The 11,860-nt window shown below is 72.5% G+C and carries 6 protein-coding genes and 1 pseudogene; all 7 read right to left on the bottom strand.

Annotated features, from left to right (window positions below; genetic code table 11):
- Positions 1-359: 359 nt before the first annotated feature.
- Positions 360-1,196, bottom strand: coding sequence for a 3-hydroxybutyryl-CoA dehydrogenase (locus ACH442_RS43865; RefSeq protein WP_396344108.1), 837 nt, complete (start codon positions 1,194-1,196; stop codon positions 360-362).
- Positions 1,193-2,221 carry a 3-oxoacyl-ACP synthase III family protein gene (locus tag ACH442_RS43870; RefSeq protein ID WP_396344109.1) on the bottom strand — a complete coding sequence of 343 codons (1,029 nt, stop codon included), beginning with the start codon at positions 2,219-2,221 and terminating at the stop codon, positions 1,193-1,195. The genes ACH442_RS43865 and ACH442_RS43870 overlap by 4 nt, the downstream gene beginning before the upstream one ends.
- Positions 2,185-3,531 (bottom strand): crotonyl-CoA carboxylase/reductase, encoded by a 1,347-nt coding sequence (gene ccrA, locus ACH442_RS43875; RefSeq protein WP_396344110.1) that lies wholly within the window; start codon positions 3,529-3,531, stop codon positions 2,185-2,187. The genes ACH442_RS43870 and ccrA overlap by 37 nt, the downstream gene beginning before the upstream one ends.
- A gap of 92 nt (positions 3,532-3,623) precedes the next feature.
- On the bottom strand, positions 3,624-4,328 hold the full coding sequence (locus ACH442_RS43880) for a 4'-phosphopantetheinyl transferase (protein ID WP_396344111.1): 705 nt from the start codon (positions 4,326-4,328) through the stop codon (positions 3,624-3,626).
- Positions 4,329-4,337: 9 nt separating this feature from the next.
- Positions 4,338-5,405: a hypothetical protein gene (locus ACH442_RS43885; RefSeq protein ID WP_396344112.1), complete on the bottom strand. Its 1,068-nt coding sequence runs from the start codon at positions 5,403-5,405 to the stop codon at positions 4,338-4,340.
- A gap of 8 nt (positions 5,406-5,413) precedes the next feature.
- Positions 5,414-6,172 (bottom strand): thioesterase II family protein, encoded by a 759-nt coding sequence (locus ACH442_RS43890; RefSeq protein WP_396344113.1) that lies wholly within the window; start codon positions 6,170-6,172, stop codon positions 5,414-5,416.
- Positions 6,173-6,231: 59 nt separating this feature from the next.
- A pseudogene (locus ACH442_RS43895) lies at positions 6,232-11,844 on the bottom strand (SDR family NAD(P)-dependent oxidoreductase); the annotation flags it as partial.
- Between the last annotated feature and the right edge of the window lie 16 nt (positions 11,845-11,860).

The raw sequence follows: 11,860 nt of genomic DNA on the forward strand, positions 1-11,860 counted from the left end.
TCACCGCCCAGAGGGCAGCTACGCCCGCGGCCGGCCAGACCAGACTCGTCGCATCCATCACGGTCAGGCGCCCGGCATAGGTGGCGGCCACGTAGGCAGCGGTGAACAGCAACGTCCGCTGAACGGATGACCCAAGTCGCATCAACTGCCCCGCGCCGCCTCGACGATTCGTTTCTCCGCACCTTTACTCCGCCTTCGCTATCCCGATCGGCCGCCGAGCACGACACCTGAACGCGAATCAGCCGCCACTGCTACTCCTCTGCCTGGAGTTCGTCGTGCTCCATAGACGCCTCGCTGGCCGAGCGCTTCCATCCGTCGAGAGCCGGTCTGTCGTCTCGCGTGCCGCTCGGTAGGTCTGCTCAGCGTGGGTAGTCGAAGAAGCCGGCACCGGTTTTGACGCCCAGCCGTCCCTTGCTGATCAGGTCGGTCAGCAGCTGCGGTGGGGGCACCTCGAGAGCGTCGGCAACCGACGCGATGACGTCGAGGCCGATCATGTCGACCAGCTCGATCGGGCCGAGCGGATGCGAGCAGCCCAGTTTCATGCCGCGGTCCACGTCCTCGGCGGTGGCGTGCCCGTCGCCGACCAGCCGGACGGCCTCGACCAGGTACGGCACGAGCAGCGCGTTGACCACGAACCCGGGCCGGTCGGCCGAGCGGATCACCTGCTTGCCCAGCGGCCCGGTCAGGAACGCCTCGACCGCGTCGATCACCTCGGCGCCGGTCTGCTCGGCCGGCACGAGCTCGACCAGCGGCATGACGGTGGCCGGATTGAAGAAGTGTGTGCCGACCACCCGGTGCGGGCGGCGCGTGCAGTCGGCGAGCGGGGTGATCCGCATCGACGACGTGTTGGTGGCGATGATGGTGGCCGGGTCGGTGAGCGCGTCCTCGAGGTCGGCGAAGAGCCGCCGCTTGAGCTTCTCGTCCTCGTGCACCGACTCGACGACGAGCTGCCGGTCGGCCAGGTCGCCGAGCGACTCGGTGAACCTGATCGACGCCCGGAGCCGGTCGGCGTCCTCGACGGCGAGCTTGCCCTTGCGGACCGCTCGTTGCAGGGACTTGGTGATCCGCGCCTGCCCGGCCTCGGCCGACGCCGCCGACGAAACCGCGACCAGCACATCCAGACCGGCTTTGGCGCTGATCTCGGCGATGCCGGCGCCCATGGTGCCGCAGCCGACGATACCGACGTACTCGATCATGACGCCGCCGTCCAGCGCAGCAGCGTCGCACCGAGCGACATGCCGCCGCCGAACGTCGTGATCAGCACGAGGTCGTCCGCCTTGAGGTGGCCGTTCTGGTTGGCGTCATCGAGGGCCAGGGCGGCCGAGGCGCTGCCGGTGTTGCCGTAGCGTTCCAGGGTTCGATGCGTCTGTGCGGTGTCTAAACCGCAGCGGGTGACAAGTTCGCTGAGCAGCACGCCGTTGGCCTGGTGAGGCACGAAGTGGTCGACGTCGCCGAGCCGGTGCCCGGTCCGCTCGACCAGGGTCTGTACCGCGCCGGGGACATTGTCCATGACGAAGTCGCGGACACCCCGGCCGTTCATCCGGAAGAAGTGGTCGCCGTTGGCCACGGTCTCGTCGGTCAGCGGCATCCGGGTGCCGCCGCCGTCGACCCGGATCAGCCGCTGGGCGTGGCCGAAACTGGCTAGTTCCACGTCGAGGAACCCGCCGGAGGGGACCTGGCCGACCAGGGCCGCGCCGGCCCCGTCGCCGAGCAGCACGACCGTCTTGCGGTCGGTGACGTCGAGGATGCGGGAGTAGATGTCGGCCGCCACGACCAGGGCCAGGGCGCCCGGCTCCTGCGCGACCAGGGCGCGGGCCAGGGCCAGGCCGTAGACGAAACCGCTGCAGACGACGTTGATGTCGAAGCAGGCGGCCCGGTCCGCGCCGATCAGGTCCTGGGTGACGTATGAGGTCGGCGGCTGCGGCGAGTCGGGGGTAGAGGTGGAGACGATCAGGTACCGCAGGGCGCTCGCGGGCACGCCGGCCTGCTCGAGCGCCCGGTTCGCGGCCTGCGCCGCCAGGTCGGAGGTGGCCTGGTCGGGGGCGGCGTAGCGGCGGGTGACGATCTGCGTCTTGCGTTCGATCCATTCCGGGGTGACGCCCGCCGGTCCGGCGACGTCGTCGCCGGTCACGATCTGCTTGGGGACGTACGACCCGGTCGCGAGGATGCCGATGCCCGTCATGGTCACACCCGCGCCGTCGTCGTCGCGTACGAGCGCCACGTGGTGATCCGGTCCTCGCCGATACGCGCTCGCAGCTCCGGATCGGTCACGCCGGTGCCCTCCTCGGGCGCCAGGGCGAGCACGCCCACCTTGCCGACGTGCCGGTTCGTCTGCACCAGGCGCAACGCCTCCCCGGTCTCCGCGAGCGGGAACACGTCGGTCAGGATCGGCACGAGGCCTCCCTGGTGGAACAGGCGGGAGGTCTCCCACTGCTCCTGCAGGTTGGCGATGTGACTGCCGATGATCCGTTTGAGGTTCATCCAGAGGTAGCGGTTGTCGTACTCGTGCTGATATCCGGAGCTGGAGCCACAGGTCACTACCACGCCACCGCGGCGCACCACATGCACCGAGGTGCCGAAGGTGGCCCGGCCGACGTAGTCGAAGGCCACGTGCGGGTCCTCGCCCAGCTCGGCGCGGATCTTGCGGCCGAGCCGTTTGCCGTACTCGATGGCGTCGCCGTCGCTGTCGCCGTCGCCCATGCCGATCTCGCGCCGATCGATGATCACGTCGCAGCCCTGCTCGCGCAGGATGCGGGCCTTGGCCTCCGAGCTGACCACGCCGACCGCAACGCCGCCGCCGTTCTTGACCATCTGCACGGCGTATCCACCCAGGCCGCCGGTCGCGCCCCAGATCAGCACGATGTCGCCCTGTTTGATCCGGGCACCCGCGTCGCTCACCAGCATTCGGTACGCCGTACCGGCGCACAGCGTGATCGACGCGGCCTCCTCCCAGGTCAGGTGGGCCGGCTTGGGAACCAGCTGGGTCGCCCGCACGACGGTGTAGTGGGCGAGCCCACCGAAGTTCGTCTCATACCCCCAGGCCCGGCCGTACGGTCCCATCATCGCGTCGGCGTGGGCGCGCGGGTCCTGGTCGTCGACGTAGGCCGGGCTGATCATCACGTGGTCGCCCACGCCCCAGTGCCGGACGCCGTCCCCGACGCGCACCACGACACCGGCCGCGTCCGAGCCGACGACCTGGAACGGCAGGTCGTGGCGGGTCGCGTAGCCGCCCTGGCGGGCGTACCGGCGCAGCGAGTCGAACGTCGAGATGGGCTCGAACATCGCCGACCAGACCGTGTTGTAGTTGATCGAGCTGGCCATCACCGCGACGACCACCTCGTCTGGGGCCAGCACGGGCATGTCGACCTCGCCGACACGCAGCGACCGCCGTACGTCCTTGTCGGTCTCCCCCGCGAACATCCCGGCGTCCTCGGCCCGCAGATGCGCCGCGAGGAACCGGCCCGGCAGCGGGATGCTGAGCAGCTCCTCCGGCGGGGCGCCGGCGATCACCGCCTCGGCCAATGTGTCCATGGTCTCCTCGCGATCGCGATCGGCAACGGGTCCGGGGTCTTCCCGCAGCATGGTGGGCGGTTCCCGGCCACCGACCCACCCCTGAGCCACCCCTAAGCGGGCATCACGATTCCCGTGACGATGACCCCGTTGCGGCACATCCAGCGGCCCTGGAACCCGGTCACCGGCAGCGGCGGATCGGCCAGCAGCGTGGCCGTGAACGTCCCACCCGGGTCCAGGTCGATGCGCGCCTCGTGGAACTGCAGGAAACGCCGCGTCAGGGGAAACCATGCCTTGTAGACCGACTCCTTCGCGCTGAACAGGATGCGATCGGCCGGCAGGTCCGGGGCGAGCGCCTTGATCGTCACGTGCTCCTCCGGCAGCGCAATGGCCTCCAGTACCCCGTTCGGCAGCGGGGCGGCCGGTTCCGCGTCCACGCCGATGGTCCGCACGTGTGCGGCGAAGGCGACGGCGCAGCCGCGGAAGCCCGCGCAGTGGGTCATGCTGCCTACCACACCCGGTGGCCAGCCCGGTGCGCCGCGCTCACCCGGGAGGATCGGCACCGCCGGGAGGCCCAGTTCCCGGAGGGCGATCCGGGCGCAGTGACGGACGGTGGTGAACTCGCGCCGCCGCTTCTCCACCGCGGACGCGATCACCTGTCGCTCGGCCGGGAACAAGGCGATACCGGGCGGGTCGGTGTAGGCCTCGCCGGTGGCGACCTCGGGCAGCAGCTCAGCCAGCAAGCCGGTCATCTGGCGGCCTGCCGTGGACAGCTCCGGGAGCTCGGCCGCACCGGAGACGGCGATGACGGGCGACATGGCGGCCGGTCAGACACCGGCGGCCGCGAAGGCGGACGGCGCGGGGAGTCCGGCGGCGGCCGCGAGCGAGGCATCCGCCGCGGCGCCGGGCGCACACGATCGCCGTAGGGCCGCCATCAGCCGGGGATCCGGCTCGCCGCCGGCACGGCGGGGACGGCCCACCAGCTCCGACGCCGCGGTCAGCCAACCGCCGGGTGAGGCGATCCCGAGGAAGTCGGCCAACCGGGTCAGTTCGATGCCGGGCGAGGCGACCAGACTCTCGTACGTCAGCATCATCCACCCCTCGGCCGGAAGCCGGAGAAGCTCCCGGGCGCCCTCGGTGGTCATCCGTGCCCACATCGCACCGAACGCGGTCACCGGCACGTCGCTGTTCAGCAGCTCGGGAAGCTTCGACGGGGTCGTCAGGTACTCGCGCAGGGTGGGCGGTAGCAACCGGATCTGTTCCGGGCCGAGTTGCTCGGGCGACGACGACCCGGTCAGGCGCGCCGCTTCCCGGCTCAGCAGCATCATCCAGAACCCGGCGTGGCGGCTCATCGAACGAGCCGAGTCCACCCCGTTGCGGGTCAGGTAGACGAAGCGGGCGTCCGGGAACAGCCGCCGCAGGTCCGGCACCATGCTCAGCGATCCGCCCGAGCGTTCCACGACCACCGGCCGGTCGAACCGGCCGGCCAGGTGGGTGAACAGGGCCGTGTACTGCTCGGCGATCGGGCGTGCGGGCCAGGCCGGCACCTGCGCGGCCAGCTCGTCGTAAAGGGCGTCGGGGTCGTCGGTGAGCATGGGCAGGGTCATGTGACAGATCGCCGGAACACCGTCCTCCGGCCGGAAACGACCTTTGCCGTACGGATAGACCAGCTCCGACACGCCGAGGCCGGAGGAGACCATGACGTCCACGGCCGGGTCGGGCTCGCTGAGCATCCGCCAGAACGCCGCACCGTCGGGCTCGCCGTCGAAGCACCCACGGTTGCGGACCGTGCTGAACAACTCGCTGACGCTGAGCACCTCGGGGTGCTGACGCAGCATCCGGGAGACCAGCGTGGACCCGCACCGCCCGGTGCTGATCACGAATGTCGGAGCCATGGCCGTCCTTACCGGTACTGGGGAGCGAGCAGGAGCAACTGGTCGCTGATCAGGTTGATCACCGCGCGCTGGTGCTGGGCCAGGTAGAAGTGCCCGCCGGGGAACACGCGCAGTTCGAAGCCGCCGCTGGTGTGCTCGCCCCAGGCGGTGGCCTCCTCGATGGAGACCTTCGGGTCGTTGTCGCCGGTGAGCGCGACCACCGGGCAGTCCAGGGCCGGGCCGGGCTGGTAGCGGTAGGTCTCGGCGGCGGTGTAGTCGGCGCGGATCGCCGGCAGGATCATCCGGAGCAGCTCCAGGTCACCGAGGATCCGGGTGTCGGTGCCGCTGAGCTTCTTCAGCTCGCCGACCACGCCGTCGTCGTCGAGCCGGTGCACGGTCTCGTCCCGGTGCCGGGACGGGGCGCGACGGCCGGAGGCGAACAGGGTGACCGGGCCGGTGCCCAGTTCCTGCTTCATCCGCACCGCGACCTCGAACGCCAGGGTGGCGCCCATGCTGTGCCCGAAGAACGCCAGCGGCCGGTCCATCAGCGGGCGCAGCGCCGCGAACGACTGGTCGGCGAGTTCGGCGATGCTGGTCAGCGGTTTCTCCATCCGGCGGTCCTGGCGGCCGGGGTACTGCAACGCCACCACCTGGAGGGTCGACTGCATGGCGTCGGACACCGGGTAGAAGAAGCTCGCCGAGCCGCCGGCGTGCGGGAAGCAGACCAGGGTGACGCGGCTGTTCGGCTCGCGGTGGAACCGCCGGATCCAGGGGTTGTCGTCGATCATCGAGCTGTCGCTTTCGGTTGAGTGGGTGGAACCGCCAGGGAGGTGATCCACTCGTCGACGACCTTCGCCGTCGCGGTGGCGTGTTCCTCCATGACCGAGAAGTGATTGCCGGGCGTGTCCACGGCCAGGTGCGGAAGGGTCCAGGACGACCGCCAGTCGCCGTCACGGGACCAGCCGAACATCGGCTCGGTGGCCCGGACCAGCAGGGTCGGTGCGGCGATCGGGGTGGGCTGCCAGCCGTGGAACAGCCGGACGTAGCCGCCCATCGCGGTGAGCCGGGTGTCGTCCATCGGCACGTAGCCTTCCTCGCGCTCGATCATGCCGCTGCTCAGCGCCGGCTGGATGCCGGCGAGCGCCTCGACGTCGTGCGAGTAGATGTCGATCAGCACGAGAGCGGTCACGTCGAGGCCGCCGGACTCCAGCTCGGCAGCGACCGCCTGGGCCAGCATGCCGCCCGAGGAGTGCCCGACCAGCGCGAACGGGTTGTCGCCGAGACGTGCGCGGATCGCCTCGGCCTGTGCCTTCACGACGGCCTCGACCGTGGCCGGGAGCATCTCCCCGGGTCCGAAGCCGGGGGCGGCGACCGCGGCCACGGTCCGTCGGCCGCGGAGCGCGCCGGCGAACCGGACGTACTGGTGGGGCCCGGAGATGGCCAGGATCGACGGCAGGCAGACCAGCGCGGGCGCCTCGTCCCCGGTGGCCAGGCGCACCACGTCGACCGGCCGGGGCAGCTCGGCAGGTGTGCGGAAGGCCGGCCGGAACGCCGAGGCGCCGACCAGGACCTGGAAGAACTCTCCGGTACGGCGGGTCTGCTCGGCCTGGCGGAACATCGCCCCGAGCGTGCCGCCGCCCGAGGCGGGCGCGGTCTGCGGCCCGGTGTCGAACCGGCCGGTCAGGTGACTGACCAGCGCGCCGGGCGTGGGCTGGTCGAACAGCAGGGTGGTGGGCAGTTTCAGCCCGGTCGCGGCGGCCAGCCGGTTGCGCAGCTCGACCGAGGTGAGCGAGTCGAAGCCGGCCTCCAGGAACGGGCGGTCGGGGTCGAGAGTCTCGGTCTCGGCGTGCCCCAGCACGATCGCGGTCTGCCGGTTCACCAGATCGATCAGCGCCACGCGCCGGTCGCCGGCGCTCATCCGGGCCAGGTTGCGCTGGAACGCGGCGAGGGCCTGCTCGTCGGGACCGCTGCGCGCGGCCGGGATCAGGCCGGCCAGCACCGGCGGGACCGCGGGGGCGTGACGCAGCGCGGCCAGGTCGAGGGCGACCGGGACGACCAGGGAGCGGCCGGTGGCCAGGGCGGCGTCGAAGGCGGCCAGACCCTGCTCGGCGGTGAACGGGACGATGCCGCCCTGCCGGATCCGGCGCTGCTCGGCGTCGCTGAGCGTGCCGGCCATCCCGGATTCCCACAGGCCCCACGCCAGCGAGGTGGCCGGGACGCCCTCGGCGCGCAACTGTTCCGCGTAGGCGTCGAGGAAGGCGTTCGCCGCCGCGTAGTTGCCCTGGCCCGGGTTGCCGAGGATGCCGGCCGCCGAGGAGAAGAAGATCAGCGCCGTCAGGTCACCGGTGGCGGCCACGATGTTCCTCGCCGCGTCCACCTTGGCGCGGAACACCGTCCGCACCCGCTCGGGGGTCAGATCGGTCAGCAGCGCGTCATCGAGGACCCCGGCCGCGTGGACCACCGCGGAGATCCGCTGCCCCTGCAGCGCCTCGGCCACGGCGCTCGCATCACCCAGATCGCAGGCGACCGCCCGTACCGTCGCCCCCTCGATCTGCGTCGGCTTCGCCGACCGGGACATCAGAACCAGCTCGCGTACGCCATGAGCCCGCACCAGATGTTCCGCGATCAGCCGGCCCAGCGTGCCCGTCGCCCCGGTCACCACGACGGCGCCGTCCCCGAAGCCGGGCGTCTCCCGGCCGGTGACCCGCACGAGACGCGGCACCCGGACCACGCCGTCGCGGACGCGGGCCTGCGGCACCGGGTAGAACTCGTCGTCCGGCCCGTCCAGCAGGAAGATCCGGCCCGGGTTCTCCGACTGGGCGCTGCGCACGAGCCCCCACAGCGCCGCGTCCGACGCGTCGTGGCCGAAGGTCCGCACGACCAGTCGCGACTCGGCCCACGCCGGGCCGGCCAGCCAGTCCTGCAGCAGGGCCAGCAGGGTGACCGTCCGCGCATACGCCTCGCCGGGCGCGGACGCGTCCACGACCAGCACCTCGACCGGCTCGCCGGGCAGTTGCTCACCGAGGGTGATCGCCGTCGCGGGCGTTCCGGAGATCGGCTGGGGCACCCATTCGACGCCGTAGGTCACCCGGTCGGCCAGCTGCGCCGCCGTGACCGGGCGCAGGGTGAGCCGCTCCACGGCGGCCACGGGCAGACCGGCCGGGTCGGCCAGGTCGAGGCGCACGGCGTCGGCGCCGGCACCGGCCAGCCGTGCGCGCAGCGTCTCGCCGGCCGGCCCGAAGCGGTGCACCCCGGCGAACGCGAACGGCAGCCGCAGTCCCTCGCCGGGCAGCATGGCGGCCGGGCCGATGGCGTGCAGCACCGCGTCGACCAGGGCCGGGTGCAGCCCGTATCCGTCGACCGGCGCCTCGGTGCGCACCTCGGCGAACACCTCGTCGCCGCGCCGCCACAGCCGGCGCAGCCCGCGGAAGGCCGGCCCGTAGGTGAGCCCGGCGTCGGCGAACGTCTCGTACAGGCCGGCGATCGGCAGCTCCTCGGCCCCGGCCGGTGGCCAGGTGACCAGATCGGCGTCCGGGTCGGGCGCCGGCCCGGCGGCGAGCGTGCCGGTGGCGTGCAGCGTCCACGGTCCGTCCTCGCCGTCGCGGCTGTGCACGCTGACCTGTTCGGCGGTGACCGTCACGCGGACCGGGACGCTGCCCCGGGCCGGCAGCGTGAGCGGCGCCTGCAGCAGAAGCTCTTCGATCGCCGGGAGGCCGGCCCGGTGGGCCGCGGTCAGGACCAGCTCGGCCAGGGCGGTGCCCGGGACGACGATGCGGTCGGTCACGCGGTGCTCGGTGAGCCACGGCTGCGCGACCGGGTCCAGGGTCCCGGTGAGCACGAGCGTCTGCGCATCCGGGATCTCGATCGCGGCGCCGAGCAGCGGGTGGCCGGTCGGTTCCAGGCCGAGGCCGTGCGCGTCGCCGGCGCCGCCGGGCCGGGGGCGCGGCCACAGCCGGCGGTGCGTGAACGGATAGGTCGGCAGGTCGGCGTGGCCGGCGCCGCCGACGACGGCCGGCCAGTCGACATCGGCGCCGTCGACGAACAGCGTGGCGACCGCCGTGAGCAGCGTCGTAACCTCGGGACGGCCGCGGCGCACGGTGGCGACCGCGTCCGGCACGAGGGTGGCCAGCACGGTGTCCGGGCCGACCTCGAGGACACGTTCGGTGTCGAGCAGGGCGGCCGCGTCGGCGAAGCGCACCGGTTCGCGCACCTGCCGTACCCAGTACTCGGGGTCGGTCCAGCGCAGCGGCCGGCCCGGCTCGGCGGTGGAGATGGCACGCAGGCGCGGCTCGGTGAAGGTCAGCGTCCGTACGACCGCCCGGAAGTCGTCGAGCATCGGGTCCATCAGCCGCGAGTGGAACGCGTGGCTGGTCCGCAGCCGGGTGGTCTTCCACGGGTGCTGCTCGACCGCGGACATCTCCGCATCGGTGCCGGCGACCACGACCGCCACCGGACCGTTGATCGCCGCGATGTCCACGTCCGGGAACGCCGCGCGGACCTCATCGGCCGAGGCCTGCACCGCGACCATGGCGCCGCCGGCGGGCAGCGCCTGCATGAGGCGCGCGCGAGCGGCGACCACCGTGGCCGCGTCGGCGAGGGTCAGGACCCCGGCCGCGTACGCCGCGGTGATCTCCCCGATCGAGTGGCCGGCCACCACGTCGGGCTGCAGGCCCCACGAGCGCAGCAGCGCCAGTTGCGCCACCTCCAGCGCGAAGATCGCCGGCTGCGCCCACCCGGTCTGCTCGGGTTCCAGGTCCGGGATGTCCAGCAGCGCGGCGACCTCGTCGTACGCGGACGCGAAGACCGGGAATGCCTGGTAGAGCTCGTGCCCCATGGCGACGCGCTGGCTGCCCTGGCCGGTGAACAGCATCGCCAGGCGGCCGGGGCGCGCGACGCCGCGGATCGTCGTCGTGTCGTCGACGCGCACGGCGCGGTGGGCCAGCACGGCCCGCCCGGCCAGGGTGCGCGCGGCGTGCGGCTGGTCGAAGCGGGTGGCCAGCAGGGCGTCGAGCGCGGTCTCGTCGGCCGCGGTGAACACCAGCGGCCCGGTCGTCTCGGGTACGGCTTCGACGGCCGGCGGGGCTTCCAGGATGACGTGCGCGTTCGTGCCGCTGATGCCGAACGAGGAGACCGCCGCCCGTCGGGGGCGGTCCACGGACGGCCAGTCCCGGGCCTCGGTGAGCAGTGCCACGGCGCCGGCGGTCCAGTCGACCTGGGTGGACGGGCGCTCGACGTGCAGGGTGCGCGGCAGGACGCCGTACCGCATGGCCTGGACCATCTTGATGATGCCGGCGACACCGGCCGCGGCCTGGGTGTGCCCGATGTTGGACTTGAGCGAGCCGAGCCACAGCGGCTCGGTGCGCCGCTGGCCGTAAGTGGCGAGCAGCGCCTGGGCCTCGATCGGGTCGCCCAGCGGCGTGCCGGTGCCGTGCGCCTCGACCGCGTCCACGTCGGCCGGTTCGAGGCGCGCGCCGGCCAGCGCCTGCTTGATGACCCGCTGCTGGGAGGGGCCGTTCGGGGCGGTGAGGCCGTTGGACGCGCCGTCGGAGTTGACCGCGCTGCCGCGCACCACCGCGAGGACCGGGTGGCCGAGTCGCTGGGCGTCGGAGAGCCGCTCGACCACCAGCATGCCGACACCCTCCCCCCAGCCGGTGCCGTCGGCGCCCTCGGCGAACGACTTGCACCGCCCGTCCGGGGCGAGGCCGCGCTGGCGGGAGAAGCCGACGAAGGTGTTCGGCGTCGCCATCACGGTCACGCCGCCGGCCAGCGCCATCTCGCACTCGCGGTTGCGCAGCGCCTGCACGGCCAGGTGCAGGGCCACCAGCGACGACGAGCAGGCGGTGTCGACGGTGACGGTCGGCCCCTCCAGCCCGAAGGAGTAGGCCACCCGGCCGGAGGCGATGCTGCCGCCGGTGCCCATGAAGCCCTCGGCCGCGTCCGCCGAGTTCTGTACTACCAGCGCGTAGTCGTTGTACATGACACCGACGAACACGCCGGTCCGCGAGCCGCGCAGCCCCAGCGGGTTCACCCCGGCCCGCTCGAACGCCTCCCACGACGTCTCGAGGAGCAGCCGGTGCTGCGGGTCCATCGCCAGGGCCTCGCGGGGGGAGATCCCGAACAGACCCGGGTCGAAGCCGGCCGCGTCCTCGAGGAATCCGCCCTCGCGCGAGTACGTCGTGCCCGGGTGGTCGGGATCCGGGTGGTAGAGGTTCTCGACGTCCCAGCCACGGTCGTCCGGGAACGTGCCGATCGCGTCGCGGCCCTGCGCGACCAGCTCCCACAGGTCCTGCGGGTTCCGGACGCCACCGGGGAAACGGCAGGCCATGCCCACGATCGCGATCGGCTCGGCGGCGGCCTGCTCGGCCTCGCGCAGCCGTTCCCGGGTGTCGTGCAGCTCGGCGGTGACCCGCTTGAGGAAGTACCTCAGCCGGTCCTCCGGAACCTGTCCTGACTCGCTCATCTGCCTACGCCTCTTC

It is taken from the genome of Actinoplanes sp. NPDC020271 (genome assembly GCF_044388125.1).
GTDB lineage: Bacteria > Actinomycetota > Actinomycetes > Mycobacteriales > Micromonosporaceae > Actinoplanes.